Origin of the sequence: Rhizobium leguminosarum (assembly GCF_002953715.1) — a bacterium.
In the GTDB taxonomy this organism is placed as follows: Bacteria; Pseudomonadota; Alphaproteobacteria; order Rhizobiales; family Rhizobiaceae; genus Rhizobium; species Rhizobium leguminosarum_V.
On record NZ_CP025014.1, the window covers coordinates 310,979 to 336,346 of the forward strand.

General features: G+C 58.2%; 27 protein-coding genes and 1 pseudogene. 20 read left to right on the forward strand and 8 right to left on the reverse strand.

Annotation, left to right across the window (positions count from 1 at the left end; translation table 11 throughout):
* Window positions 1-407: 407 nt before the first annotated feature.
* The 7 genes from CUJ84_RS30975 (at window position 408) to CUJ84_RS31005 (ending at window position 5,224) form a co-directional block, all read left to right on the forward strand.
* A complete protein-coding gene (locus tag CUJ84_RS30975) occupies window positions 408-1,529 on the forward strand; it encodes a hypothetical protein (RefSeq protein WP_105009435.1) in 1,122 nt (373 codons plus the stop codon).
* The gene (locus tag CUJ84_RS30980; protein WP_245457602.1) at window positions 1,526-1,948 is read left to right on the forward strand and encodes a hypothetical protein; all 423 of its coding nucleotides are present in this window, start codon (window positions 1,526-1,528) and stop codon (window positions 1,946-1,948) included. Before CUJ84_RS30975 ends, CUJ84_RS30980 begins: the two co-directional genes overlap by 4 nt.
* Window positions 1,949-2,146: 198 nt before the next feature.
* On the forward strand, window positions 2,147-2,365 hold the full coding sequence (locus tag CUJ84_RS30985) for a hypothetical protein (protein ID WP_105009436.1): 219 nt from the start codon (window positions 2,147-2,149) through the stop codon (window positions 2,363-2,365).
* On the forward strand, window positions 2,352-2,993 hold the full coding sequence (gene nthA / locus CUJ84_RS30990) for a nitrile hydratase subunit alpha (RefSeq protein ID WP_105009437.1): 642 nt from the start codon (window positions 2,352-2,354) through the stop codon (window positions 2,991-2,993). The genes CUJ84_RS30985 and nthA overlap by 14 nt, the downstream gene beginning before the upstream one ends.
* Window positions 2,993-3,631, forward strand: coding sequence for a nitrile hydratase subunit beta (gene nthB / locus CUJ84_RS30995; protein WP_105009438.1), 639 nt, complete (start codon window positions 2,993-2,995; stop codon window positions 3,629-3,631). Before nthA ends, nthB begins: the two co-directional genes overlap by 1 nt.
* On the forward strand, window positions 3,618-3,968 hold the full coding sequence (locus tag CUJ84_RS31000) for a hypothetical protein (RefSeq protein WP_105009439.1): 351 nt from the start codon (window positions 3,618-3,620) through the stop codon (window positions 3,966-3,968). The genes nthB and CUJ84_RS31000 overlap by 14 nt, the downstream gene beginning before the upstream one ends.
* 1,061 nt (window positions 3,969-5,029) lie before the next feature.
* On the forward strand, window positions 5,030-5,224 hold the full coding sequence (locus CUJ84_RS31005) for a hypothetical protein (RefSeq protein WP_003577126.1): 195 nt from the start codon (window positions 5,030-5,032) through the stop codon (window positions 5,222-5,224).
* Window positions 5,225-5,515: 291 nt separating this feature from the next.
* Here the strand turns inward: CUJ84_RS31005 and CUJ84_RS31015 are convergent, their stop codons facing one another.
* Window positions 5,516-5,788 carry a hypothetical protein gene (locus tag CUJ84_RS31015; protein ID WP_105009440.1) on the reverse strand — a complete coding sequence of 91 codons (273 nt, stop codon included), beginning with the start codon at window positions 5,786-5,788 and terminating at the stop codon, window positions 5,516-5,518.
* 304 nt (window positions 5,789-6,092) lie between these two features.
* Here CUJ84_RS31015 and CUJ84_RS38105 point away from each other — a divergent pair, with 304 nt between their 5' ends.
* From CUJ84_RS38105 to CUJ84_RS31045, 5 genes and pseudogenes are all read left to right on the forward strand, one after another.
* The gene (locus tag CUJ84_RS38105) at window positions 6,093-6,341 is read left to right on the forward strand and encodes a hypothetical protein (RefSeq protein WP_158686983.1); all 249 of its coding nucleotides are present in this window, start codon (window positions 6,093-6,095) and stop codon (window positions 6,339-6,341) included.
* Window positions 6,338-6,703, forward strand: a complete 366-nt coding sequence (locus CUJ84_RS31025) for a hypothetical protein (protein ID WP_105009442.1) — start codon at window positions 6,338-6,340, stop codon at window positions 6,701-6,703. The genes CUJ84_RS38105 and CUJ84_RS31025 overlap by 4 nt, the downstream gene beginning before the upstream one ends.
* A gap of 194 nt (window positions 6,704-6,897) precedes the next feature.
* Window positions 6,898-7,143: a MafI family immunity protein gene (locus CUJ84_RS31030; protein ID WP_245457603.1), complete on the forward strand. Its 246-nt coding sequence runs from the start codon at window positions 6,898-6,900 to the stop codon at window positions 7,141-7,143.
* 229 nt (window positions 7,144-7,372) lie between these two features.
* Window positions 7,373-7,500 (forward strand): annotated as a pseudogene (locus tag CUJ84_RS31035) (toxin C-terminal domain-containing protein); the annotation flags it as partial.
* 1,127 nt (window positions 7,501-8,627) lie between these two features.
* Entirely contained in the window at window positions 8,628-9,266 is a 639-nt protein-coding gene (locus CUJ84_RS31045; RefSeq protein WP_105009444.1) for a hypothetical protein, read from the forward strand.
* Window positions 9,267-9,559: 293 nt separating this feature from the next.
* Here the strand turns inward: CUJ84_RS31045 and CUJ84_RS31050 are convergent, their stop codons facing one another.
* The 5 genes from CUJ84_RS31050 to CUJ84_RS31070 all read right to left on the reverse strand — a co-directional run bounded on the left by CUJ84_RS31050 (window position 9,560) and on the right by CUJ84_RS31070 (window position 13,846).
* Window positions 9,560-10,282 (reverse strand): toll/interleukin-1 receptor domain-containing protein, encoded by a 723-nt coding sequence (locus tag CUJ84_RS31050; protein WP_105009445.1) that lies wholly within the window; start codon window positions 10,280-10,282, stop codon window positions 9,560-9,562.
* A gap of 86 nt (window positions 10,283-10,368) precedes the next feature.
* Window positions 10,369-11,988 carry an IS66 family transposase gene (tnpC, locus tag CUJ84_RS31055; RefSeq protein WP_105005954.1) on the reverse strand — a complete coding sequence of 540 codons (1,620 nt, stop codon included), beginning with the start codon at window positions 11,986-11,988 and terminating at the stop codon, window positions 10,369-10,371.
* A 75-nt stretch (window positions 11,989-12,063) separates the two neighbouring features.
* Entirely contained in the window at window positions 12,064-12,408 is a 345-nt protein-coding gene (tnpB, locus tag CUJ84_RS31060) for an IS66 family insertion sequence element accessory protein TnpB (protein WP_105005955.1), read from the reverse strand.
* Window positions 12,405-12,812: a transposase gene (locus CUJ84_RS31065; RefSeq protein ID WP_245457544.1), complete on the reverse strand. Its 408-nt coding sequence runs from the start codon at window positions 12,810-12,812 to the stop codon at window positions 12,405-12,407. The genes tnpB and CUJ84_RS31065 overlap by 4 nt, the downstream gene beginning before the upstream one ends.
* A 506-nt stretch (window positions 12,813-13,318) precedes the next feature.
* Window positions 13,319-13,846 (reverse strand): hypothetical protein, encoded by a 528-nt coding sequence (locus CUJ84_RS31070; RefSeq protein WP_105009446.1) that lies wholly within the window; start codon window positions 13,844-13,846, stop codon window positions 13,319-13,321.
* Between the two features lie 946 nt (window positions 13,847-14,792).
* Here CUJ84_RS31070 and CUJ84_RS31075 point away from each other — a divergent pair.
* From CUJ84_RS31075 to pepT, 8 genes are all read left to right on the forward strand, one after another.
* Window positions 14,793-15,515 carry a FadR/GntR family transcriptional regulator gene (locus tag CUJ84_RS31075; protein ID WP_105009447.1) on the forward strand — a complete coding sequence of 241 codons (723 nt, stop codon included), beginning with the start codon at window positions 14,793-14,795 and terminating at the stop codon, window positions 15,513-15,515.
* Complete coding sequence (locus tag CUJ84_RS31080) at window positions 15,512-16,684, forward strand: PLP-dependent transferase (RefSeq protein WP_105009448.1); 1,173 nt, start codon at window positions 15,512-15,514, stop codon at window positions 16,682-16,684. The genes CUJ84_RS31075 and CUJ84_RS31080 overlap by 4 nt, the downstream gene beginning before the upstream one ends.
* 35 nt (window positions 16,685-16,719) lie before the next feature.
* Complete coding sequence (locus CUJ84_RS31085) at window positions 16,720-17,979, forward strand: ABC transporter substrate-binding protein (RefSeq protein WP_105009449.1); 1,260 nt, start codon at window positions 16,720-16,722, stop codon at window positions 17,977-17,979.
* Between the two features lie 99 nt (window positions 17,980-18,078).
* The gene (locus CUJ84_RS31090; protein WP_105009663.1) at window positions 18,079-19,014 is read left to right on the forward strand and encodes a carbohydrate ABC transporter permease; all 936 of its coding nucleotides are present in this window, start codon (window positions 18,079-18,081) and stop codon (window positions 19,012-19,014) included.
* Window positions 19,015-19,018: 4 nt separating this feature from the next.
* Window positions 19,019-19,849 carry a carbohydrate ABC transporter permease gene (locus CUJ84_RS31095; RefSeq protein WP_027687424.1) on the forward strand — a complete coding sequence of 277 codons (831 nt, stop codon included), beginning with the start codon at window positions 19,019-19,021 and terminating at the stop codon, window positions 19,847-19,849.
* A gap of 4 nt (window positions 19,850-19,853) precedes the next feature.
* Complete coding sequence (locus tag CUJ84_RS31100) at window positions 19,854-20,912, forward strand: ABC transporter ATP-binding protein (RefSeq protein WP_105009450.1); 1,059 nt, start codon at window positions 19,854-19,856, stop codon at window positions 20,910-20,912.
* 70 nt (window positions 20,913-20,982) lie between these two features.
* Window positions 20,983-21,735, forward strand: a complete 753-nt coding sequence (locus tag CUJ84_RS31105; RefSeq protein WP_105009451.1) for a metallophosphoesterase — start codon at window positions 20,983-20,985, stop codon at window positions 21,733-21,735.
* 105 nt (window positions 21,736-21,840) lie between these two features.
* The gene (gene pepT, locus CUJ84_RS31110; protein WP_105009452.1) at window positions 21,841-23,073 is read left to right on the forward strand and encodes a peptidase T; all 1,233 of its coding nucleotides are present in this window, start codon (window positions 21,841-21,843) and stop codon (window positions 23,071-23,073) included.
* A 192-nt stretch (window positions 23,074-23,265) separates the two neighbouring features.
* On the opposite strand, the gene CUJ84_RS31115 is transcribed toward pepT, so the two are convergent.
* Entirely contained in the window at window positions 23,266-24,102 is an 837-nt protein-coding gene (locus tag CUJ84_RS31115) for a cell wall hydrolase (RefSeq protein ID WP_105009453.1), read from the reverse strand.
* Between the two features lie 224 nt (window positions 24,103-24,326).
* A complete protein-coding gene (locus tag CUJ84_RS31120; protein WP_105009454.1) occupies window positions 24,327-25,367 on the reverse strand; it encodes a sulfate/molybdate ABC transporter ATP-binding protein in 1,041 nt (346 codons plus the stop codon).
* Between the last annotated feature and the right edge of the window lies 1 nt (window position 25,368).

Below are 25,368 nucleotides of genomic sequence, written 5' to 3' on the forward strand. Positions count from 1 at the left end.
CCGAGAGGGACGTGCACTGTCATCCTCGATGCTCTGGTAGTGACTGACGGAACTCGACAGCGGCCTCTTCAGTCGCCGATGGAGGTGCGGCAGTCAAAGGTGGCCGACTTCGGGATCATGATCGTTCCTTCAAGGGCTGCCGAGAGAGGACTAAGAGCTCGCGTACTGAATCCGGGTCGCCATCTATCAGGGCAGGCCTGAAACTGCAGTCCCATGTGCTGGCAAAAATACCTGAGCCGAACGGGCGGAATTGGCGGGCCAATCTCGATAGAATGCTAAAAGGAACCGCCGGCGTGTGTCCGAAACTAGCCGCCAACGTTTGCATGCATGCCTAAGACAGTCGAGAGGGTTCTATCTATATATTAACCAGAACAAGCCATATAAGGTCGTCCGCGAGGGATTCGAACATGAGCAGCGGTGGCAGATCGTTCCAGTTACGCTACGTCGGAAAGCGTTTTGACGGCGCGCGGCTTCCGCTGGAAGTTCTCTCCGATCTCCCGGCATTTCGAGATCTGCTTGCCGCTTACGCCAAGGAGTCCTGGCGCGTTTCCCATAGAGGGAGAAAGCGACTGCCCAGGGGGTTTGACGGGAGCATCACGTTCGATCTCGTTGCGATCGATGAAGGAAGCGCGATGCCGCGCCTCGACTGGAGTCGGGAGACGGCTCAGGAGCTGCTACCTGGGTTCGACAACGAGCTCGACGTGCTCGTGGGCGACTCGTTTTCGAAGATCGTCGATCTGATCGACAATGCCGGCGTGAACAAGTTCCCTTCGTCGCTGCCGTCCGAACAGATTCGGGCGCTCAATCGGCTGGGCGCCGGTCTCAGGCCCGGAGAGCGCATCGAGTTCCTTGGGAGCACGGGCGCTGACGGAAAGGTGGTTTACCTCGATACGCATCGACGCAAGTCGTTGATCACTCAGGTACGCGAGACTTATCAGACGCGGTTCGACGGTTTTGGGATCCTCACAGGCATCCACATCGACGGCATGCTACAGATCTCTACTAAGGAATACGGGGAGATCGACGTCCGCGTTGATCGCGATCGTGTGGCCGAGGAATTCGATGGAAATATCGGGTCGCCGGTTCAGATTTCTATCCAGATCGAACTCGATGACCGAGATGTTTATAGAAGCGTCGTCGACGTGTACGATCTGGATGTGATCGACGAGAAGGTATCGGAAGAAGTCATGAAGTGCCGCGAGCGGTTGAACGAACTGCGCGACTACCGGTCTGGCTGGCTCGACGGATCCGGCGAGCCGCCGAGCGCGGCCGCCATTAAGGCCGCGGAGACCTTCCTCGCAAAACGACCGTTCCAAGCTGTCGCCTACAAGCTGTTTCCAACACCGTCGGGCGGTGTCGTGTTCGAACTGGATGTCGGTGGCTGGGACTATTCCGTCGAATTCCCAAGCGACGGCAGCGTTGAGATGTACGGCATCGAAGTGGACGGTACGGATGAAATTCTGCCGGAGCGTTTCGATGCCGTGGGCGACGAATTTCTCGAATTCTTCGATCTGAGGACCGGCAAGTGACGGCAGTGCATCTCGAGGACAAGGACGAAATATTGTTTCGGCAGATCCATCCGAGTTTCATCCAGGACGGTGAGCTTTCCAGTCAGCCGTTCACTCCGACCAGCCAGGCCTTCGCGCCAACCCCCAAGGATGAAGGCTATCTGTCCGTCGATCGGTCTTCGATGACGTCGGCCGGCGATTCCTATCGACTATTCACATCCAACGGTCATGCATCTAGCGCGGTGTACGGCGTCACGGTAGGCGAATTCTGCGAACAAGCGATCGCATGCATCCAGGCGCCGATCCAGGCGTCCGAAAATCAGACCGCAAATCCGGCTCATGCGCTAGCCGATTACAATCCGCACAAGTCCGGGCAGCAGAAGAATAAGGCCAAGAGATTGAAGCAGAGGGCGATCGCGCGGGGCCGTCTTCATCCTTAGGCGCGGGTTGGCACTGTTCCAACTTGGCTCGCGGCCGTCAGCCCGCCTTGTTTCGTTTGAACGTCTCGAATTCTGTTCGTAACGTAATAAGTGACATCCAGACCGAACGCATCTTCGACGCCAGCGAGAGAAAAAATCTGCGCGCCTCGTTCGCCTCTTCCTAGAAGGGCTTCTGCGTTTCGTTTGCGAAGCTTCGCCGTGACGCTCCAGGACGAGATGCCCGCTGCGGTTCCGCTTTGGGCCGCGGATGCGTCGGGTGTACAGGAACTTTCTCCCGCCGCCTTCGACGTTGTCCGTCCGTTTTGCAGGCCTCTGATGGCGGACGACGTGCCGCAGCATGACAAAACGCGCTTTTTGCGCTACTACTCCACGCCAGAAATGATTGTCAGCCAGGGGGAGCGCCATGACCTCGTATGACTCTGACAAGGCCGCCAAACTTCATCGCGAATTGCATAGCCACCTGCCGCCGGAGCCCGCGTTGCGTCTGAAGGCCCTGGAAACGGTTCTGACCGAAAAAGGCTTTCTCGATGCCGATGCTGTCGACGCTTGGCTCGACAACTATGCAGAAAATGTCGGGCCGATGAACGGCGCCAAGGTGATTGCCCATGCCTGGACAGATCAGGCCTTCGCCGATCGGCTGGCAGAGAATGCGATCTCTGCCTTTGCAGAAGTGGTGCCAAGCGTCGAGCCGGATTACAATCTGCGCGCAGTCTTCAACACCCCGGATGTTCACAACCTGATCGTCTGCACGCTGTGTTCCTGCTATCCGCTCGGCATCCTCGGCATGTCGCCTTCCTGGTATAAATCGACCGAGTACAGGGCCCGTGCCGCCCGCAATCCTCGGGGCGTCCTTCAGGAGTTCGGCATCGCCTTGCCGGAATCGGTGGAGATCAGGGTGTGGGATTCAACATCCGACCGTCGTTACATGGTCATTCCGCAGCGACCCGAGGCGACCGAAGGCTGGTCGGAAGAGCAGTTAGCGACGCTCGTGACCCGCAATTCGATGATCGGCACGTCGAGGGATCTCACGCCGGGGGCCAGGTGATGGATACCATCCACGATCTCGGCGGCAGGCAGGGATTTGGGCCGGTCTTGCACCAGTACGACGATGACGACGTGATGTTTCCTGAAGAATGGAAAGCGCGCCTCTGGGCGATTGCGATGATGTCGATGTCGAAACTCAGCCAGGAAGAAACCGGATGGACGCTCGACTGGTATCGTCACGTTCTGGAACGGTTGCCGCCGGACCTCTATCTCCGCTTCGACTATTTCGAAAAGTGGACACTGGCGATGATGGTCACGGCGATCGATGAAGGCATTGCCGATGTCCAGGAATTCGTGGACGGGCACGCAAGGTCTGCCGAGATGCAGTTGCAGCATATGCCGCCGCAGACAGAGAGCGCGAGGGTCTTTGACTCCTTCAAACCCGGCGACAGGGTCGTCGCCAAGCGAGACAGCGGTTCGATGCACACCCGCTTGCCATCCTACGTGCGAGGGCGCCGCGGTATCATCGAAAGCGTGACAGGGCCGCAGCCTCTGCCGGATCTTTCCGCGACCGGCAGGATTTCCATCGAGCAGACCTACGCGGTTCGCTTCGATATGAAGGAGCTTTGGCCCGAAGCGGCTGACAGCCGCGACGTGCTCCTGATCGACATGTGGGAGAGCTACCTTGACCCAGCCTGAGATTTCCCGTGGTTCGCTTCGATCTCGCGACCGAAATCCCGCCTTCCAGGAGCAATGGCATGCCCAGGTCGTCGCGATTGTCGAACTGCTGCTCGCTTCGGGAAAACTGGACCCGGAGGACTGGTCGCAAACCCTGGGCGCGGAACTCGTAAAGCGCGCGCGCGCCGGTGAAACCGACGACGATGCGACCTATTACGGGGCGTTCAAGGCGGCCCTCGAACTTGTTCTCGATCGCACCGGAATAGCGCTGTATTCGGAAGTGGATCGGCGCGAGTGCGAATGGCGTCAAGCCTATCTCAGCACGCCGCATGGCAGGCCGGTGGCGCTCCCGGACTAACGGGCCGGGACCAGCGGCGCAACACTGACTACAGTGTCGCCGGGCAGAGGGAATCCCGCGTTTCTGACACCAGACTTGATACTACATGCAGGTCGGCCAGCCTGTTTGGAAGGCGCCTTCATGGATCACGCCTCGACCGGCCGCGAGACCTACAGCTTCGATGAGCGCGGTACCTGAAGCACTTAGATTTCTGCTTGAACGTCGGGCTCGTCGCCAGGGCTCGCAAGGTGACAGAAATCCTGTCGAAGTATGACCTCGGACACCTGGCGGAACTCGCCGATAGTAGATCGCGCCAGAGATTGGCTACCCGTAGCTGAACTTTTCGAGGCCTCCCACGGCGATGGATCGCTCATGAATGTCAGTCACCCGAGATACCTGCGGGGGGCCGCCAAGGCCCGTAGAACGGCTGGATTCTAGCGAGGCTATGGCCGTTGTGCTTGCCGAAACAGCCGTGGATGAAGATCGGCTGAGCGTGGCATACACTGCGGATGTCTGCGCGTTGTAACGTTTCCGCGAGAAGGTTACAACGGTGACAAAACCGAGCATCGCGCGCCAGGGCGGGCATTTATCGAGACGTCACCTATTCTGGCCTCGAAACAAAGCCATGAAAGAAAATATTGCCAGGGTCCCTTGGCTGAAAGATACAATGTAATGGATGCCGCCTAGTCTGCAATATCGCCGAGTAAAGCCGTTGACGGGCCTTCGACGATGGGTCGGACGAACGTACATCATTTGTAACTTCGCACCCGCGGTAATTGTCATACGATTCAAAACGCTAAATAATAACAAAAATCAGTTGCTTACTCGAAGTTTCTCGACTACGTTTTTTACAGAATAGTTCCGAAATAACGGGCCCCGCCGGCGATACTCAGCGGTCGTTTGACCTCGCTTGAGGAGGATGATGACGTTGTTTGCCCGACTTCGTTTCTTTGCAATGGTGCAGCGAGTGCGTGATCTCGTCTCGATCCGATACCGAACTACGACGGCAAACTGACGCGTCGTAAACCCTTTGTTCCACTTTTCTAAGATGGTGCTCCCGTGTGGCGCGCCCGAGGTTTGTTATGCAAAAGCAAGCTGTCGTATTCAACGGTCAGGAAGTCGGGATCGCGGTCCCTGTCGAAAACCGTCTCAAATTCATCGCTGTCCGCTTCAATGTCATCGACTTGGACAACAGGCTCTTCGACACGGTTACCGAAATCCGGCGCGCCATTACTGAGCATCTCGCGTCCAGCGGTCGTGCGATCACCTCGCACTGAATGGCAGGAGATATTTTTCTACGTCATGCGGCGTCCGTCATCGGAGGCCGACATGAACGCAATCCCCATCTGCTTCACAACGCTGCCCGATTACGAGAACTCAAAGGTGAAGAACGGTGGACGAAAGACCATCAGCCGAGGCGGTTCAATGCCCCACGTCTCAACCATGAAACTCCCGAACACCATCATCGAACTGAATTCTCTCGTGGCTCCGAGGTCGGTTGTCGTGTTGATGTCCGATTGAGGTTCCTTAGGCCCAGCAAGCTGGCCAGTGCTCAGGGCTCTTGCTTCCTACTCACGAACTTCAAGCTTGTCGCCATATTTCAAGGCGAGCCGACGGCAGTCCTCGCAATTCAACATCATGCCCTCCGCAACTACACTCGCGGCGGCGGTCGTGCAAACCGAAACGTCCAGTCTCGCGACATGCAGAATTGCATTACCCAGTAGCATATCGCAGGGCGCAGTCTCGACTTCGGCCCCGCCCACGCTATGCGCGACGACGCCGCGCACGGTCGCCAGCATTCCGCGCTTTCTTAATATGGTTATGTCGGCATCCCTTGCCATGACGATCTCTTCTGCCGCCCGAGGCGCAGGATATCCGCCCGATACGCCGCATCTGCAACCAAACGGCCGCGAGACACCGAAGTTCCCATCGCCCGTCCAGCGGACATTCCAGGAAGAAGCGACGAAATGCCCGATTAGAGAAGCGGTCTTCGTGTCGCTACTGATAATAAGGCCGAAGGAAAATGAGGTGGAACAACATGGGGATCGCAACGACAGCGCTGTGCTTCAGCCTTTGACTGCGAAGATGTAAATACTCGTCTCTGATCTCTTGCGGACACTCCGGAGAGCCCCAAGCGATCCCGGTGTGGATCGTGAATGGAGTTGTGTAGGTAATGTTGCCGAATTTCGAAGCCTTGGCAGCAAGGCGCTCGTTCATGATCAAGTAATACATGCCACCGGCAACGAAGATCGCATGGCAAACCAAATTGGTGCTCCTGTTACCGCGCCAAGCGACACGGTTTGGATTCACCCTAACGGCACCCTCACCGTAGGTTCAGAAGCAACCGTCAACAGCGGAGCGTGGAACACATTTACGCCGGGAATTAAACCATGAAAAAACAACTGAAGCGTATCGGTTTTTTTCGAGAGCTGCCCTATGGGAGTCCGGAGGGATTGAGTATAGATTCGTCGTTCTCGGAGTTCTCTTTAGAAAAAAGAGCAAAGGTCATTGCATATCTGAGATCGGGAACGGTTTGCGTCGTATCTCCGGGTCTTTCGAGAGATGTGGTTTCCGCTGAGCGAAACATAATTGGATCTTTGTCACTATTGACGGATGGGGTTTTCTTGTGGCCGAGCGATTTGGCATATTATATTGAAAAATACTCGGTCGGGATTCCGCAGGAATTCCTAGAACATATGGAACAGAATGCGTGGGTCATTTCGACCGATATTGATATTCACAATTTGGAACTGTGATTGGGTGTTAGGTTCTGAATGACGGCAGCGAATATTTGCGTGCGGCGAATTGGGTGCAAAAGCATCTACCAGCATCATGATGCTGGCCTTCGACTCTGAAGTGTCCAGTTGTTGATGGAGTGTACCTGTCAAGATCGTGATTGAACCGGCCGGCGAGGGCATCATCACAGGCTACCCACGGTATTGAGGCTCATATGGACATTGAGAATCGCCTTACAGAATTGATCCGTGATTTCGGCAGGCGGTTACCTGACGAGTATATTCGCGAATATGTATCTCTGGCAGAGTATAATGAGTGTGCGGTCGCGCTGGAGAATCTGTGCACGCAGTTATACGAGTATGACGTGGTGCCGACCCCAGGGGGAACTGATAGTCATTCAAGAGCTGTCGGATGGATTGCACCTGGAAAAGGAGACCTGGGATTTCCTCGGGCGTGCTGATTTGTGACGCCTATCTTGCGCGTCCCTGGATGTTCGTTGCTCCATCGAGGATGCCGCGCGGAGAGACTAGGCCACCGAATGGCGATCCAAAAAATGGACTGATCGAACCACTTTTCGGATCGACATCGTATCGGTGGCAGTTGCTACTGACTGCCCGAGAACCGGGTAATTTTCCCCTCAACTTTGGGCGACTCTCTTAATCCGAGGATGCCAGACCGGGAGATATCTATATATTACACGAGACTTGGATGGCCATTACGGGGGCGCTTGGAAGATAGCAACGTCTATCAAGAATCTCGGCAGCAAGGCCACCCGACTTGGGACTTACGACACGAACTAGACCGCATAGGTGATTGAAATGATATCAAACGTCGTCGACGCTCAAAACTGGACGGAGAGAGGAAAGACTATTTGCGATTTAATAAAAGAGTTGCAGTCTTTCGAGAATCCAGAACTGCTCGCGGAAATATCTATTGACGGAGGCAAAACCACCCGTCCCATCAGTTTCGTTGGGAAGGAAAATGGGAAATGCCTAATAGTCTATACGAAGTGATCGAGCAGCCTACCCCTTCTTGCCGCGACGTCGTGCGACTTCGTCCGGACGAAGCCTTTTGGCAAGGTCATCGGCAGTTATGTTGATCCGGTGGCCGGTGAGAGAAACCGACGACAAAAGGAATCATTTCCATGGCTGCAAGAGAGTGCAAATTGTACCGTCGAGGCCACGACCCTGTCAGAAAAAACTGAATTACGCGTCCGGGTTTTGCTGGCTGTACAGCAGTCACTCCTAGGAAGCGTTAGCCCCAATTTACGAGCGGTAACGTGCTCTTGGAGCAGTTCAGATATTCAAGTACGCGCGATATTTGACTTGGCTGTAAGTGAAATCGACAAGGAAAACATGGGCGAGGTTGAGACAGAGATCATGTCTCATTTTCCTGACCAGGAGGTGGCTGTAAACTGCACAAGGGTGGATGCCCCGGCAATAATTCGTGCCGATCAAAACGAGGTATTTGTCTTTAAGCGGCGTGAAGGTTAGGACGCCCGAACAGGCCGCCGCGCTTGCGAGCCGATCGGAACTTAAAGAGGAGGCCAAAACCGTTTTGCCGCATGCGTCGTCTTACATCACCACAGTGCTCCGTTTCCTCGGGGTCCAGAAACGTCCGTCTCATCAGCGTCGACAGCTTGGCGTTCGGAGAACAGGCCGCGAAAGACTCGATCGGGGCCGTCCGCGCTGGTGATCGGAGCGCATGCGAGCGGTGGCGCCACGGAGGGACACGGCAGGGTCTGGTAGCCGCTCTTTGTCTCGATTGCAGCGGACCAATCATTGATGTTTCAGTTCACATCGTGACCTTTGTATTGAGCAAAGCTTACCGAAACGTGGGCGCAGCGACTTATGTGGCCGTTCGGGCATCCGAAATTTATTAGTTCCAGAAACGAAAGAATACAGCTAAAAATTGCATCGGAAGACACGAATTTTAGGAGGCACGATGCGCCGCGTTTTCGTGGTTATGGGGATGGTTTGCTTCGCCTACGCCGTCTGGCATGTGGCGATGGCGCGGTCGACCACAATTCGGCTTGGGCCTGCTGGCTACGAAGTGACCTACAGGATGACTTGGGGCTTGGGTATGGAAGAGCGCCTGACCCTGAAAAAGTTCGGCGCACTATGGCCGTCGCAATCGAGCGAGTGGACTGAAATATGGAAAAAGCCCTATAATTCGGGGATGGTTGTCTACGTCAGCGATGACGGAACGACATACTATTTCGGAACAGGCTACGGGCTCCATTTCTTTCAGCCGAAGCAAGGAGCCTATTGGACTACTTGCCACAAAGGCAACATTCCAATACGTACGCCACTTGCGGAACGCCTGTCATTCTTTGGATCGGACGCCGCTGACGAGGATATCGATCCTGGTAGACCCCGCCTTTTTGAATACGTCCAAGCAAATGAATCTAGCGGCGCTATTCCAGGTTCGCCACCCGCGTCAAGGTATTATGCTGGCCTTAGATACCTTGGGAAGTTCGGGCTGGTAGCGACAAACGGACAAGGGCGAGGCAACGAGGTAAGATTCGTTCCAGCAGGGACCTCCATCGAGCCGCGCTTAGGTCTGCAATTTAGCTGCGGCTGACTTTTCAAAATGACTGCTTGAGCCGGATGGTGTCCCTGCTGGCGTTTTGTGCCTAACTCCGAAACATCTGTGGACCGGTTGGCCAGCCCTACAGCCGGACGCGACATTTTTTGGAGAATCTGGCCTGATCCTGACCTCGTTGATCCTACACCTTCTCTCGACCGAGGATCGCCTCTACCTCGTTGTGGAAAACGGATTTCTGCTCCCCGCGAATATACTATTAGAAGTGTTTACCTGTGCGAACGGGATAAGCCATAAAAAAGATTTCGCAATTTAACCCCTATGGTGGGCGACTAGGTAGCGACCAGTTCGGCGATTTTTTTCGCGACTTCCTCCATCGACTCTTCTGCTGTGTTTAGCCCCGCTCGGGAGGCTAGCAAGAGGCTGACCTTCTCAAGCTCGTCATAGGTCGTTCCGTGAACAACCGGGACGAGCCGCTCGCGGCGGAGGAGCGCCGATAGCTCTTTGTCTGCGATGCCTTCCGCCGGGAGACGGCGCAACATAGCCGGGGTTACCAGAACAATACCGACGCGCGAATTCACCAAGCCCTTATCGATTGCCCGCATCATCGGCACACCAAGGCCAAGATCCTTCTCGCTGAACCACACGCGAACGCCCCGCGCTTCAAGCAGATCATGAAGTTCCTTGGCGGCCCCTTGCCTGTCATCCCACGCATGACAAAGGAACACATCTCGGAGATCTGGCTGTGACGCCGCTAGGCTCTCAACATTTTCGCGAACCGGCGTAAGCGCCTGTACTTGTTCCGGTGTGTACCACGCTGACGAACCGCCACTCGACCAACGGGGCTTTGACGTGCGGCGACTGGACCCGCCGCCGCTGCTTCGACCACTGCTAAGTCCGGAGGATGAGGAAGAGGTAGTTGGGTATGAAGGCGAGGAGTATGATCCATAGTCGTAGCGGCTGTAGCCGCCGTATCGCGACCGGCTAGAGCACGCAGGGCAGGACGCCGCGCCGCCGCCCGTATGACCACGAACCGGTGCAGTACATTTCGCCATTTACACTTTCCCCCATCGTTTGGTCACACGACCAACACGCAAATAGGTATCCATAAAACTCGCTTCAAGTGATTGAAGGTAAGCGGTTAGCTGATGGCGTCAGGCCTGAAGTTCCATGGCATAAGCGCCTCGAGCTCGGATACTGGCCAGCCTTTAGCGATGCGGGTCAATGTCTGGGAGAGCCAGTCGAGCGGGTCAACATTGTTCATTTTGGCCGTCTGGAGAAGCGTGGCCAGCGTCGCCCATGTCCGTCCACCGCCCTCGCTACCGGCGAATAGACTGTTCTTCCTCGTGATCGTTTGGGGCCTGATTGCGCGCTCGACGATATTGGAGTCAATTTCGATCCGGCCGTCCGTCAGGAAGCGCTCCAGTGCTTCGCGCCGGGTGAGCGCGTAGCGGATAGCTTCGGCGGTCTTGGACTTGCCAGAGACCTTGCCCAGTTCCTTTTCCCAAAGATCGAAGAGGTTGGCGACGATGGTCACCGACTTCTTCTGACGCAGCGTGGAGCGGCTGTCGGCATCCCGACCGCGGGCCTCATCTTCGATGCCCCACAACTCGGTCATCGCGACGATCGTGTCCGTTGCGGCCTTGGAGACACCGCTGATGTGAAGATCGTAAAACTTGCGGCGAAGATGCGCCCAGCACCCTGCGAGCTGGATCGTTTCATTGCTGCCGGCTTTGGCACGCGTCTTGGCCAGACTGGTATAGGCCGAGTATCCGTCAACTTGCAGGATGCCGTTGAACCCGGAGAGATGATGCGCCACGCAATCTGCGCCCCTACTATCCTCAAACCGATAGGCCACCATCGGCGGACTGGTTCCACCAAAGGGTCTATCATCGCGAGCATAGGCCCAAAGCCAGGCTTTCGTCGTCTTGCCCGAACCCGGTGCGAGGGTAGGCAATGTCGTCTCGTCGGCGAAGACCCTGTCGCCCTCCTTGACGCGCTCAAGAATGTAGTCGGCGCATATCTGCAGTTCGAAGCCCAGATGCCCCATCCACTGGGCCATCAACGATCGGCTGATCTCGACACCGTCGCGTAGATAGATTGCCTCCTGCCGGTAAAGCGGAAGGCCGTCGGCGTATTTGGAGACGGCGATATAGGCGAGCAGCCGTTCTGTTGGCAGGCCACTTTCAATGATGTGTGCCGGTGCCAAAGCCTGGATCACGCCATCGTTGCCCCGGAAGGCATATTTGGGGCGACGCGTCACGATGACCCTGAACTGAGGCGGCACGACATCCAATCGTTCGGAGCGATCCTCACCGATCAGGACCTTTTCCAGCCCCTCGCAGCCGGCCGGGATCTCTGGCTCGATCACTTCCTCGATGCGTTCGAGATGAGCGGCAAAACCCTTGCGCGGACGTGGTGCTCGTTTCGGCTTGTCTTTGGCCGCGTAATCAAGCTCGCTCTGGATTGCCGAAAGGCCGGTCTCGACTTCCTCGAAGGCAAAGGACACCTGCTCGTCATTGACGCCAAGGCGCAGTCGCTCGGAACGGGTGCCGTGTTGGGTGCGCTGCAGAACCTTCAGGATCGATGTGAGGTTGGCAATCCGCTCGTTGGCACTCTTCTCCACCGCTTCCAACCGGGCGATCTCGGCTGCCGCGGTGACAAGCCGGGCTTCCTTCGCGGCCTGTTCGCGGGCCAGCGCAAGAACCATCGCTTTCAGCGCGTCAACGTCGTCCGGCAGGTCGTGAAGGGGCAAATCCATGGGAATGAGTAGAGCACAAAAACAGCCGTTTTCCCAACCATTACAGCGGCATGATTCATCTTGCCGCAGGCGCTGTCAGCCCGTCAACAAGGGTCGCCTGACCTTGGTCGGGCGGATCTTTTTCCAATCCATTCCGGCCAGCAACGCCATGAGCTGAGAATGGTCAAGACGTATCCGTGCCGCCGATATGCCCGGCCAGCAGAAGCCTTGATCTTCCAGGGTTTTCAAATAGAGGCAGACCCCGCTGCCATCCCACCACGCGATCTTAATTTTGTCTGCCCGTTTCGACCGGAAGACGTAAAGCGCGCCATTGAAGGGATCGAGACCGCCATCGCGCACCAGCGCCATCAAAGACGCGGACCCCTTGCGGAAGTCGACTGGCTGGCACGACACATAGACCACAACACCAGACGCGATCATGCCTTGCGAACCGCCCGCAGAACCTTCACCAGGTGATCGGGGTCAAAATCGCCGCCGACGCGCACCACCATATCTGCAATGACAATATCTACCGAGCCGCTGCTTACCGTTTCAACGCGCGCGAACTTGATCTGCTTGCCCGTTTCCTCCGTCAGCGGCGCAACAACTCCCGATGCCAGTGCCTTGCGACGCCACCCATAAAGCTGCGAGGGATCCAAGCCTTCAGACCGGGCAACCGCCGAGACATTGGCCCCAGGCTGCAGCGCCGCGGCGACGATCCGCGTCTTTTCGTCATCCGACCATTCCCGGGGCTTGCGTCTTTGTCGCACGGGCTCAGCCGTCAAAACCTCAAAGGTTCGATGGTGATTCACAGTATCGCTCATAGGATTCTCCGCATGATTCATGCAGAAAATCGCTGATCAGCAGTCCGAAAGATACGTGGGATGGCCTACGCGCTTACGATTGAAGTAGCTGAACTTCGTATCAAAAAAGCTAGAATGGCGGAAGGTCGCGACGAAGACCTTTGTATCGATGAACGTTCGGAATGGGATCGGTAGTGGCTTACCTTGATCCGCACTGTTTTTGTCCGCTGTTGGCGAATTGCGGACGATGACTACTGCCGCCTTTATGCAAGCTCGAAAACCCGCTGGGGTTGCGCGTATTCTAGTGCTGTAGCCGAGCGATAACGAACCATCGTGATCGGAGACTGCATGTCACATGATACAGAGAGCGAGGGAGCCAAGCCTGGCGACACAGAGGCGACCGGATAACCTTGCCAACGTACCGAAACGGTTGGCGAGGCCCTATCAAAGGTGGGCTTTGAACCCGCAAGGGTGGAGCAGAGGATCATGCCGCGAGAAACCTTGAAGAGGCGGCCCAGGGGTTGTCAGTGACTCCTTCCGGAATTCCGTCAGATCTTATTTGACGGATCCGATGCAGGGTCAATCCCGGACGCGAAATTCGCAACGTCTTTCGCTCCGGGCCCTACCGACTCACCGTTGGAGAAAATTGGGTAAAGTTCGAAATCATTTCCGTGCAGTACCATCGCTGCGCAGTGCGCTGAAGGAATTTCGAGCATCCACACTTCCATGTCCTCGATCCTATGTGCCGCATTCCGCTGCATTTCATCCAGGGCGTTCATGAAGGCGGTGGAAGGCCCACGCCTTACGCGGCTGAAGGATCCTTCGGGTTCGCCGGAGATGTCCATTACAGCGAGACCCTGGCCGTCGTCGATGAGGTATTGCCAGCCTGCGGCAGAGGCAAGCCTGACATCGTCGTCCGTCTGCGGCGGGGTTGCCAGCACACGCTTCGGGAACGGGCCGTAGCTGACGTAGGAAGTGTTCTCGGGGCTATGTCGAGGACTGCAGGCGAGACTAGCCATCGCGCGCTCAAACTTCAGCGATATGAAGTCAGGAGCGGCCTCAATCAAAAATGGCATAGCGAGTTCCCTCGTTGAGCGTTCAAGTTAGCCTCTGCTTACAAAAAACGTGTATTCCCAGTCGCCGCCGCCGAACGGACGCAGCTTACAGTCGGCGACAAAGTCGACCTCGGAGTTGTCCAAGGTGACGCGCCGCCACTGTCGAGCTCTGTTCACGCCATCTTGAACAGGTCGACCCACCTGGAGGAGAAGCAGCCTTTGCTACTGAAGGTCTAGGATGCGTGACGTTTTTTAAGGAGCAATGTGCATCGCAACTCGGGTCCAGCGACATATCTGGCGCGCCCACGCAAGAAGGTGATGCTCACTTCGAAAATGCGGGAGCCGAGGGAGCGACGAAGCAGCAGCTTCGGCAGTTTCTGTCGTAGCCGGTTGTCGATCGACGAACTGACTGCTCGCGCGTCGGATAACTTCATAGGTGTCTTCTGACATGATCCAGCGGAAATCTTATCGGAGCCACATCCCTCAGCTCAAAAGCGCGCCATTCCGAATGCAAGGGCATATTTCAGAACGGTGTCGCAGGCCCGTGACGTTAGGCGCAAAGCTATCGCGGAGAATCTATCAAACCAAGGGATCCAGGCGCAAACCTAGGCGGGCTTACCATACCACAAGATGCTCCTCCATAGTACGCAGCGTCGAAGACGAGTGGTGCACCCGACGAGACTCGAGCACTCGACCTCAACCTCCGGGCGGCATTCCGTTCATGGTTTCGCAGTGACCGTAATCGGCGCTCCGTGTCTGTGGATCGGACTACCTCCCCCTGCGATCGATTGCCCACGCGGGACATCGATTCAGATACTTTGGGGCCTTTTCGGGGGTGCAAAAGGACATTGTGGAGGAGCGGGGCCATCTACAGACAAACACAACTTGACGCATTCCGCCATTTGAGAAATGCTAAGATGTCAGACCAATTTTAAGCTCTGACTGCCTGATAAGAAAATGGGGAACCATGAAGGCAAATAGCAGCGACAGGCCGGTGATCCGGCCGCTTCCGGTCATGGACCGCGCGCGTCAGGTGACCGATGCGCTGGCGGACTATGTTGAGGAAGCCAGGTTGAAGGCGGGTGACCGGCTACCGGCCGAGCGCGAGCTGATGGCAGCCCTAGTCGTCGGCCGCTCGACCATCCGTGAGGCGATCCGACACTTCCAGGCGCTCGGCGTCATCGAAACCCGCAAGGGCAGCGGCACCTATCTGCTGAAACCGGTTTCCAGGGCGACGATCCACATGCCGCTGTCGTTCGACACGGTTCATCTGCGCGACGTGCTGCTGCAGACGCTGGAGGTTCGCCGCGGCATCGAATGCGAGGCAGGTATGGTTGCGGCGCGGCGGCGCACGAGCACCGATCTCGTCGTCATCGAGGAAAAGCTGAACGAGATGGAGCGGGTGCATATCGAGAAAGGCACCTCCGGGCCGGAGGATCTGGCCTTTCACCTCGCTGTCTACGACGCCACCCACAATCCGCTGTTTCGCCAGCTTCTCGAGCAGATGCGCGAGACCTTCGAGCGTTTCTGGGAACATCCGTTCGACCGGCAGGATTTCGCGCGCCGATCCTTTCCCTTTCACCGCGAACTTTTTAACGCGATCGCTGCCGGGGATCCCGAGGCGGCGCGCGCGGAAACATTGAAAATTCTCGATATCGTCGAGGAAGACATCAAGGAAATGTCCAAATGAGCAACGGCGCAGAACCGTTCGATCTTGCTTCCCTCATCACGGCTCATGACGAAGGCAACTTCGCAGACGCCGTCGTGCCGCCGATTTTCCAGACCTCGCTTTTCACCTTTTCCGATTATGACGACATGATCGCCTCTTATCGCGGCGAGAAGGTGCGGCCGATCTATACGCGCGGCCTGAACCCGACGGTGCGCGCCTTCGAAGAAATGCTCGCCAAGCTCGAAGGTGCCGAGGATGCGCTGGGCTTTGCCAGCGGCATGGCCGCGATTTCGTCGGCAGTGCTGAGCTTCGTCGAGCCGGGCGACCGCATCGTCGCCGTCAAACATGTCTATCCCGATGCCTTCCGTCTGTTCGGCACGATCCTGAAGCGGATGAAGATCGAGGTGACCTATGTCGACGGGCGCGACGAGGAAGCGGTCGCCAAGGCGCTGCCCGGCGCCAAGCTGTTCTATATGGAAAGCCCGACGAGCTGGGTGATGGAAGCGCATGATGTCGGAGCGCTCGCAGCACTCGCCAGACAACACGGCATCGTCTCGATGATCGACAACAGCTGGGCAAGCCCGTTCTTCCAGCGGCCGCTGACGCTCGGCGTCGACCTCGTCATTCATTCGGCCTCGAAATATCTCGGTGGCCACAGCGATGTGGTGGCGGGCGTCATCGCCGGCTCGAAGGCGATGATTGCGCGCGTCAAGGCCGAGGCCTATCCTTATCTCGGCGGCAAGCTTTCGCCGTTCGACGCCTGGCTCCTGATCCGCGGCCTGCGCACGCTGCCGCTGCGTATGAGGGCCCACGAAAGCTCTGCCCTCGAGATCGCCAGGCGCCTGCAGAAGCTCGACGTGGTGGAGACGGTCTGCCATCCGGGGCTCGCCAACCGTCTGCCCGCCGGGCTCAACGGCACCTCGGGCCTGTTTTCGTTCATCTTCCGCGAGGGCGTCGATATCCGCGCCTTCGCCGATCACCTCAAGCTCTTCAAACTGGGCGTAAGCTGGGGTGGACATGAAAGCCTGATCGTACCGGGCGAGGTGGTGCTTCAGCAGAAGGCACAACCGAATTCCGCACATGCCTTCGGCATCCATGCGCGATCCGTACGTCTCCATGTCGGCCTCGAAGGAACCGAGGCTCTGTGGAGAGACATCGAGGAGGCGCTCGCCGCCGCCTCACAATCCTGAAACCCGAGAGAAACCTAATAAGGGGGAACTGAGCCATGAAAAAACTAATAATCTCGACGCTCTTTGCTTCGATGATGGCGGGCACGGCCTTTGCCGATACCACGCTCAAGCTTGTCGAAGTCATCACCAGCCCGGAGCGCACCGAAACGCTGAAATCGATCGTCGGCAAGTTCGAAGCCGCCAATCCCGGCACCAAGGTCGACATCATCTCGCTGCCCTGGAACGAAGCGTTCCAGAAGTTCGCGACCATGGTGTCCGCCGGCGACGTGCCCGATGTGATGGAAATGCCCGATACCTGGCTGTCTCTCTATGCCAATAACGGCATGCTCGAGAGCTTGGAGCCCTACCTCGAAAAGTGGGAGCACACCAAGGAGCTGACGCCACGCGCGCTCGAACTCGGCCGCGACGTCAAGAATACCGCCTATATGCTGCCCTACGGCTTCTATCTCAGGGCGATGTTCTACAACAAGAAGCTGCTGTCGGAAGCCGGCGTCGCCGCACCGCCGAAGACGATGGAAGAATTCACCGCCGCTTCGGAGAAAGTTTCCAAACTGTCCGGCAAATACGGCTACTGCATGCGCGGCGGACCGGGCGGCCTCAACGGCTGGATGATCTTTGCCGCATCGATGGCCGGCTCGAACAAGTATTTCAACGACGACGGCACCTCGACGATGAACAGCCCCGGCTGGGCCAAGGGCATCGAATGGATGGTCGATCTCTACAAGAAGGGCTATGCGCCGAAGGACAGCGTCAACTGGGGCTTCAACGAAGTCGTCGCCGGCTTCTATTCCGGCACCTGCGCTTTCCTTGACCAGGATCCGGATGCGCTGATCGCCATCGCCGAACGCATGAACAAGGACGATTTCGGCGTCATGCCGCTGCCGAAGGGTCCCGACGGCAAGTCCTTCCCGACGATCGGCTATGGCGGCTGGTCGATGTTCACGACAAGTGGCAACAAGGATCTCTCCTGGAAGCTGATCGCCACCCTCGAAGGGCCGGAAGGCAATATCGAGTGGAACAAGCGCATCGGCGCTCTGCCGGCCTATACGGCGGCTGAGAAAGATCCCTTCTATGCCGGTGACCAGTTCAAGGGCTGGTTCGAGGAACTGGCGGACCCGAACACGGTACCAACCGTCATGCCGACCTACCTCGAGGAATTCGCCTTCTTCAAGGATTCGCTGGCGATCAAGACCTCGCAGCAGGCAATGCTCGGCGATATCTCGGCAAAGGATCTGGCCGACCAGTGGGCGGAATACCTCACCAAGGCGCAGCAGAAGTTCCTCGCCAAGAAATAAGCAACGGACTGACGGCGGTGGCCTTTCGAGACGGGGCCGCCGTCGCTTCTTTGATGACACAGACGGCGCATGAACGCCGCGAATGGGAACCTCTGGCTGATGACCATTTCCGCCGATACGCTCGACATGCGTCGCGACCGCAGGCCATGGCTGCGTCGCGTTGCCGATGCTTCGGAGCCCTACCTCTACAGCGCGCCGTCGCTGATCCTGATCATTGCGGTGATGCTGGTGCCGCTGACGGTCGGCATTTCCTACGCCTTCCGCGATATCCAGCTGCTCAATCCGTTTTCCGGCGGCTTCATCGGGCTCGATCATTTCCGCGAGCTTGCCGGCGATGCCGCCTTCTACGGGGCGCTGCGGAATACGCTCTGGTGGACGGGCGCCTCCGTCGTCCTGCAGTTCGTTTTCGGGCTGATGCTGGCGCTGCTGCTCGACAAACCGTTCAAGGGCAGGGCAATCGCGCAGGCGCTGGTCTTCCTGCCCTGGGCGGTGCCGTCCTTTCTCGCCGGCCTCAACTGGGCCTGGCTGTTCAATCCCGTCATCGGGCCGATCCCGCACTGGCTCTTTGCCCTCGGGCTGATGCATGAGCCGGGCAATATCCTTTCTGATCCCAACTATGCGATGTGGGGGCCGATCGTCGCCAATGTCTGGTGGGGCATTCCGTTCTTCGCCATCACGCTGCTTGCCGCCCTGCAGGCGATCCCGCGCGATCTCTATGAGGCGGCATCCATCGACGGCGCCGGCTGGTTCCAGCGCTTCCGCTCGATCACCCTGCCGTTTCTGGCGCCAACGATCGCCATCACCGTGCTGCTGCGCACCGTGTGGATTTCCAATTTCGCCGATCTCATCGTCGTCATGACCAATGGCGGGCCGGCGGACCGGACGCAGATCGTCGCCAGCTACATCTTCACGACAGCCTTCAGGCGGCTCGATTTCGGCTATGCCTCGGCGATCGCGCTGGTGCTGCTCGTACTGCTGCTTGCCTATTCGATGCTGATCATCCTGCTCCGGCAGACGCTGCTGAACAAGGATTGAGATCATGAGACGATCCGTCATTCCCACCATCGCACACCGTCTGGCGATCCTCTGCTACATCGCCTTCGCACTCTTTCCGCTGTTCTGGCTGCTCAAGGTGTCGGTGACGCCGAACGACCTGCTCTATAGCGAAGGCGTGCGGATGTGGCCGTCGCGCACGACATGGGATCACTATGCCTTCGTGCTGCGGCACAGCGCCTTTCCGACCTTCTTCAAGAACAGCCTGATCGTCTCGGCCTCGACGGCAGTGACTGTGACGATCTGCGCCTCGCTGTCCGGCTACGCGCTGTCGCGCTTCAATTTCCGGGCAAAATACTGGATCATCGCCCTGATGCTGCTGACCCAGATGTTCCCGCTGGTCATGCTGGTCGCGCCGATCTTCAAGATCCTTTCGCCGCTGCATCTGACCAACAGCCTGACCGGGCTCGTCATCGTCTACACCGCCTTCAACGTGCCTTTCGCCACCTTCCTGATGCAGTCCTTTTTCGACGGCATCCCGAGGGATCTCGAAGAGGCAGCGAAGATCGACGGGGCGACCCAGTTCACGGCGTTTCGCCAGATCATCCTGCCGCTGACGCTGCCGGGGATCGCCGCCACACTCGGCTTCGTTTTCACTGCCGCCTGGAGCGAGCTGCTCTTCGCGCTGATGCTGATCAACGGCAATGACGCGGCGACCTTCCCCGTCGGCCTTCTCACCTTCGTTTCGAAATTCTCGGTGGATTTCGGGCAGATGATGGCGGCGGGCGTCATGGCGCTCATTCCGGCCGGCCTCTTCTTCCTGCTTATCCAGCGCTATCTCGTCCAGGGCCTGACGGCCGGCGCGGTCAAGGGTTAAACAAATGGCATCGATCGATATCCAGAATATCCGCAAAGCCTATGGCCATGTGCAGGTGCTGCACGGCGTCGATCTCGAAATCCGAGACGGCGAATTCGTCGTGCTCGTCGGCCCGTCCGGCTGCGGCAAGTCCACCTTGCTGCGCATGATCGCCGGGCTGGAGGAGGTCACATCAGGCGAGATCCGCATCGCCGGGGTCAGGGTCAACGAGTTGCATCCCAAGGACCGCGATATCGCCATGGTGTTCCAGTCCTATGCGCTTTATCCGCATATGAACGTCGCCGGCAATATGAGCTACAGCCTCAGGCTGCGGAAGGTGGCGAAGGAGAAGATTGCAAGCGCGGTCGCCGCGGCCGCCGCCAAGCTCGGCCTCGATCCGCTGCTCGAACGAAGGCCGAAGGCGCTTTCCGGCGGCCAGCGCCAGCGCGTCGCCATGGGCCGCGCCATCGTGCGCCAGCCGAAGGCCTTCCTGTTCGACGAACCGCTATCGAACCTCGATGCGCGCCTGCGCGAACAGATGCGCGCCGAAATCAAGAAACTGCATGGCGACCTGAAGGCGACCTCGATCTACGTGACCCACGACCAGATCGAGGCAATGACGCTGGCCGACCGGATCGTCGCCATGCATGGCGGGGTGGTCCAGCAGGTCGGCAGTCCCCTGGAACTCTACGACCGCCCCGCCAATCTCTTCGTTGCCGGCTTCATCGGCTCGCCGGGGATGAATTTCCTCGAAGCCAGCTATGATGCCGGCGGCGTGAAGCTGAAGGACGGCACGATCGTGCCGCTTGCAAAGCCTTTGCCGCTTTCAGACGGCGCAAAGGTGACGCTCGGCATCCGGCCGGAACATGTGTTGATGAGCGACGGCGGGGCGGGGCTTGCCGCGGATGTCGAACTCGTCGAACCGACAGGCTTCGGCATCATCCTGCACCTTGCCCTGCATGGTCTGCCGTTCAAGATCTTCACGCTGAACCGCGAAGCGCTGAAGGCGGGGCCGAAAGTCAACGTGGCCTTCCCGGCCCAATATCTGCATGTGTTCGACGGCGAGGGAAAACGCGTCGATTGAACGGTTAAGGCCGGTAGCCCGATGCTGTCGGTTTCGGCATACTGTCTCCGGCAGAGCTGAGAGGCACAACATGCTCGTTGCGCAGATATCCGATATCCATGCAGGGCCGGACCTTTCGTCGCTCCAGACGCTGGAGCGAGCAATAGGCTGGCTGAGGACGTTCCGTCCGGATGCGCTGGTTGTCACCGGAGATCTGGTGGACGACGGATGGCGGCAAGGCTATCGCCTGGTCGCCGAAAGCCTGCTGTCGCTGGACTGTCCTGTCCACCTGTTGCCGGGCAACGGTGATGATGCGCAATTGATGCGCTCCGAACTTGCCGCCGTCGGCACGTGGATTAATGCGACGGGATCGATGCATTTCCGGACAGCCGTCGATGGCCTGACCCTCTTCGGTGTCGATGTGACCGTCGCTGGTCAGAGCTACGGCGACGTCCAGCCGCATCTGCCGTGGCTGATGAGCGCGCTTGCGGACGTGACGACGCCGGCCCTTCTTTTCATGCATCAGCCGCCATTGAGGATCGGCATCGAGGTGCTGGACCAGGTCGGATGCCGGAATGGCAGTGCGCTTCTCAGCACCCTGGAGACGGTGCACAGGCTGCCGCTGGCGATTCTCTGCGGCCATGTTCACCGACCTTTATTTGGTCGGCTGGGAATAATCCCTGTCCAGACCTGCGGCTCCCTCTGCCCACCCAATCCGCTTCTGCTCCAAGGCCGGGCCGATCTTCCAGTGATCGACGCTCCGTCCTTCCTCGTGCATGAAGTCAGCGACGGCGGGCTGGTTTCCCATGTGGTATCGATTCCGGCATCCGATGGCAGCGCATGAAATGGATTGAATGGGGAAACCCTCCCGGACTGCGAGCGGAAAAATCTTTTGCCGCATCGCCCATGAGGGCTATATCCTCTGCGTGATCTTGCTGGACTGGATGCTATGACCGACACTGCTCTCGACCGCTTTCTCCGTTATGTCGTTATCGATACTCAATCCGATCCTTCCTCGTCGACGCAGCCGACCACCGGAAAGCAGAAGGATCTTGGACGGGTTCTGGTCGATGAATTGCTGAAGATCGGTCTTGCCGACGCGCATCTCGATGAACACGGTTATGTCTACGCGACCATTCCGGCCAATAGCGACAAGACGGTGCCGGTCATCTGTTTCTGCTCGCACATGGATACGGCGCCCGATTTCAGCGGCACTAATGTCAAGCCGCAGATCGTCAGGAATTATGCCGGCGGGGATATCAAGCTTGTCGGCGACACGGGTCGGGTGATCCGCGTTGGCGAACATCCCGAGCTGAAGAACCAGATCGGCAACGACATCGTCACGACCGATGGAACGACATTGCTCGGCGCCGACGACAAGGCCGGACTGGCCGAAATCATGACCGCGGCTGCGATGCTCGTCGGCAATCCTGATATCAAGCACGGGACGATCAAGATCCTGTTCACGCCCGACGAGGAAGTCGGGCGCGGCGTCAACAAGGTCGACCTGAAGAAACTCGGTGCCGATTTCGCCTATACGATGGATGGCGAGACGGCCGGTCATATCGAGGATGAGACCTTCTCGGCCGACGGCGTCGAGATCAGCATATCAGGTGTGGCAATCCATCCCGGTTTCGCCAAGGACCGCATGGAAAACGCCATCAAGATCGCTGGCGCCATCATCGACCGGCTACCGAGGGATCTTGCCCCGGAGACCACGGAAGGCCAGCAGGGCTTCATCCATCCGATCGGCGTCACCGGCTCGATGGAGAAGGCGTCGCTGAGCTTCATCATCCGTGACTTCACTGACAAGGGGCTCACGGAAAAGGAGACGATGCTCGAAGCCATCGTCAAGGACGTGATGTCAGCCTATCCCGGCTCGACCTATCATTTCCAGGTGAAGGAACAGTATCGCAACATGAAGGTGGTGCTCGATCGTCACCCGGAGATCGTCGAGAATGCCATCGAGGCGGTGCGCCGGGCCGGCATGACGCCGGTGCGCGGCAGCATCCGCGGCGGCACGGATGGCTCGCGCCTTTCCTTCATGGGACTGCCGTGTCCGAACATCTTCGCCGGCGGCCATGCCTTCCACTCGCCGCTCGAATGGGTGAGCCGCCAGGACATGGAAAAGGCGGTCAAAACGATCGTGGAACTGGCGAGGGTCTGGGAAGAGCGCGCCTAAAGTGCGTCGCGTCGATCCGGATTCATCCGACGCGCTTTAAGTCCTTGATGTATGCATGTCGTTATCCCAAAACCGTTTCGCACTTTTGGGCGACGTGCATCGGAGCAATTCCAGCAAAAGTGGGCAGCGGTTCGCGTCCGGAATTGCGCGGAAACAAAAACACGCTTCCACCCCATAGACCGGAACGGCGGTTTAACCGCCGTTCGTCGGAAGGCTTTCACGCAGCATCACGCTGTCATAGGCGGGCCGGGGAATAGGGATCGCGATGGGCATTCCCGGCTCGGGTTCGACCGATGTTACCGGTGATGTTTCCGGCGCGGTCACCGGCGCCGTGATCCGCATCTGCCCGGTGCTCGCCGTCGCCAGGGGGTCCGGAGCCGGCAGAGGAACGGGAACCGCCGAGGGTATCAGGGCCTCGAATTGCGGCGGCAGCATGGTTTCGCCGGGCACATAGTTCATCGCCACCTCGTAGGAGGGCAGCGGCGGCGGCGTTTCAAGCATGCCGTTGGAGTCGCGCTTCTCGTAGAAGGCGTTGCCGCCAGCAACCGTCACATAGTGCATGTTGTCGTAAGGGAATTTCAGCCCATCGGTGTGGAAGAACATCGCGTCCTTCACCGCAGGATGGCGTGCGCCTTTAACAAGGATTGCATCGGCCGCGCTGGCAAGCTCAGTTTCCGCCTGCGGCTTGACTTCGCGCGTCATCACGCCGGGCGCGAACTGCCTTTTCTGGGCCACCACGCCGCAGATCGATGTGGGATAGGCGCCGGAGGTGAGCCTGTTCATGACGACGGTCCCGACAGCCATGTAGCCGTCCTCGTCCGAATGCAGCGATTCGAAATACATCGCGCGCTGCAGGCACTCGCGGTCTTTGGCCGTATAATTGAACGTGACTTTCGCCGCTTGGCCCTGCTTCGTCTTGGTGTTCGCCGCCGTTGCCGCCGGTTTCGATGTCGTTGTGCAGCTTGCAGCTGCCAGTCCTACGAACAAAATCCCGATCAGGGATTTTCCAAAGGAAATCTCCGCCCTCAACGCCAGGTGCCTCCTATGGGATTAGTCCAGCCCTTAATGATTAAGCGAAAACGTTTTACTCGTCATATGACTGAAATACAAACAACCTTAGATAACAAAAACCTTAAGGGACTCTCGCCAAATACGATTCCGGCGATGGCCTCCTGCATAATTCCCTAAATCGGAGTCGATTTAGGGATAAAATTATGCAAGAATTCAAGGTGTTACAGCGTCACCAATCTCCATCAGCTGCGAAACAGCTTCCAGCGGGTCGGCTTGAAAGCCACCCGGTTGCGGTCGAGCCTGTCGGCCTCGCTCGGCGGCAATTCGATCTCGATATGCGGTCGGTCGTTGCCGATATCCAACTCGATATGGCGGGTGCCTGCCACGCGGCGGCTGGAGACCGGCTGGCCGGCGATACAGTTTTCAGCTGATTCGCAGAGCCTGACGTCATGCGGGCGGAAATAGAGTTGCGCCGTGCCATCCGGCTCGCCTTCGGCATTGAGGCCGAGCGAGCGGCCTTCGAATCGGATGTCACCGTCTGATACCTCGACTTGCAGGCAGTTCGACTGGCCGATGAAGCCGAAGACGAAGGGAGAATTCGGATTGTCGTAGACTTGGTCCGGCGTGCCGACCTGTTCGATCGCGCCCTGACTCATGACCACGACGCGGTCGGCAAGCTCCAGCGCCTCATCCTGGTCGTGGGTGACGAAGACGGTGGTATGTCCGGTGCGATCGTGGATATCGCGCAGCCATTTACGCAGGTCCTTGCGCACCTGGGCGTCGAGCGCGCCGAAGGGTTCGTCGAGCAGCAGCACGTTCGGCTCGACGGCCATGGCGCGGGCGAGCGCCACACGCTGGCGCTGGCCGCCTGAAAGCTGGGCGGGGTAGCGTTTTTCGAGACCGGAAAGCTGGACGAGGTCGAGCAGTTCGAGCGCCCGCCTGCGGATATCGGCCTTAGGCGGCCGCCGCGCGCTGTTTCTGACCTTCAGGCCGAAGGAGACGTTTTCGAGCACAGTCATGTAGCGAAAGAGAGCATAGTGCTGGAAGACGAAGCCGATATTGCGCTGCTGCACTGATTTCTTCGAGGCATCCTCGTCGCCGAAGAAGATCAGCCCCTCCGTCGGGCTTTCGAGGCCGGCGATCAGCCGCAGCAATGTCGTCTTGCCGGAGCCCGAGGGGCCCAGCAGTGCGATCAGCTCGCCGGAGCGGATGTCGAGCGAGACATCGTGCAGCGCCGGAAAACGATCGAATTCCTTGCGAATGTTTTGAACGCGTACTTCCATT

Excerpts from the sequence above, each read along its gene's own strand:
- CUJ84_RS31065 (WP_245457544.1), bottom strand. The coding sequence starts at position 12,812 with ATGAATCATGCGGAGAATCCTATGAGCGATACTGTGAATCACCATCGA.
- CUJ84_RS31045 (WP_105009444.1), top strand. The coding sequence starts at position 8,628 with ATGCGCCGCGTTTTCGTGGTTATGGGGATGGTTTGCTTCGCCTACGCC.
- CUJ84_RS31070 (WP_105009446.1), bottom strand. The coding sequence starts at position 13,846 with ATGCCATTTTTGATTGAGGCCGCTCCTGACTTCATATCGCTGAAGTTT.
- CUJ84_RS31120 (WP_105009454.1), bottom strand. The coding sequence starts at position 25,367 with ATGGAAGTACGCGTTCAAAACATTCGCAAGGAATTCGATCGTTTTCCG.
- CUJ84_RS31080 (WP_105009448.1), top strand. The coding sequence starts at position 15,512 with ATGAGCAACGGCGCAGAACCGTTCGATCTTGCTTCCCTCATCACGGCT.
- CUJ84_RS31095 (WP_027687424.1), top strand. The coding sequence starts at position 19,019 with ATGAGACGATCCGTCATTCCCACCATCGCACACCGTCTGGCGATCCTC.
- pepT (WP_105009452.1), top strand. The coding sequence starts at position 21,841 with ATGACCGACACTGCTCTCGACCGCTTTCTCCGTTATGTCGTTATCGAT.
- CUJ84_RS31050 (WP_105009445.1), bottom strand. The coding sequence starts at position 10,282 with ATGGCGAAATGTACTGCACCGGTTCGTGGTCATACGGGCGGCGGCGCG.
- CUJ84_RS30975 (WP_105009435.1), top strand. The coding sequence starts at position 408 with ATGAGCAGCGGTGGCAGATCGTTCCAGTTACGCTACGTCGGAAAGCGT.
- CUJ84_RS31015 (WP_105009440.1), bottom strand. The coding sequence starts at position 5,788 with ATGGCAAGGGATGCCGACATAACCATATTAAGAAAGCGCGGAATGCTG.
- CUJ84_RS31005 (WP_003577126.1), top strand. The coding sequence starts at position 5,030 with ATGCAAAAGCAAGCTGTCGTATTCAACGGTCAGGAAGTCGGGATCGCG.
- tnpC (WP_105005954.1), bottom strand. The coding sequence starts at position 11,988 with ATGGATTTGCCCCTTCACGACCTGCCGGACGACGTTGACGCGCTGAAA.
- CUJ84_RS31105 (WP_105009451.1), top strand. The coding sequence starts at position 20,983 with ATGCTCGTTGCGCAGATATCCGATATCCATGCAGGGCCGGACCTTTCG.
- CUJ84_RS31075 (WP_105009447.1), top strand. The coding sequence starts at position 14,793 with ATGAAGGCAAATAGCAGCGACAGGCCGGTGATCCGGCCGCTTCCGGTC.
- nthB (WP_105009438.1), top strand. The coding sequence starts at position 2,993 with ATGGATACCATCCACGATCTCGGCGGCAGGCAGGGATTTGGGCCGGTC.
- tnpB (WP_105005955.1), bottom strand. The coding sequence starts at position 12,408 with ATGATCGCGTCTGGTGTTGTGGTCTATGTGTCGTGCCAGCCAGTCGAC.
- CUJ84_RS31100 (WP_105009450.1), top strand. The coding sequence starts at position 19,854 with ATGGCATCGATCGATATCCAGAATATCCGCAAAGCCTATGGCCATGTG.
- CUJ84_RS31025 (WP_105009442.1), top strand. The coding sequence starts at position 6,338 with ATGAAAAAACAACTGAAGCGTATCGGTTTTTTTCGAGAGCTGCCCTAT.
- CUJ84_RS31030 (WP_245457603.1), top strand. The coding sequence starts at position 6,898 with ATGGACATTGAGAATCGCCTTACAGAATTGATCCGTGATTTCGGCAGG.
- CUJ84_RS31085 (WP_105009449.1), top strand. The coding sequence starts at position 16,720 with ATGAAAAAACTAATAATCTCGACGCTCTTTGCTTCGATGATGGCGGGC.
- CUJ84_RS31090 (WP_105009663.1), top strand. The coding sequence starts at position 18,079 with ATGACCATTTCCGCCGATACGCTCGACATGCGTCGCGACCGCAGGCCA.
- nthA (WP_105009437.1), top strand. The coding sequence starts at position 2,352 with ATGACCTCGTATGACTCTGACAAGGCCGCCAAACTTCATCGCGAATTG.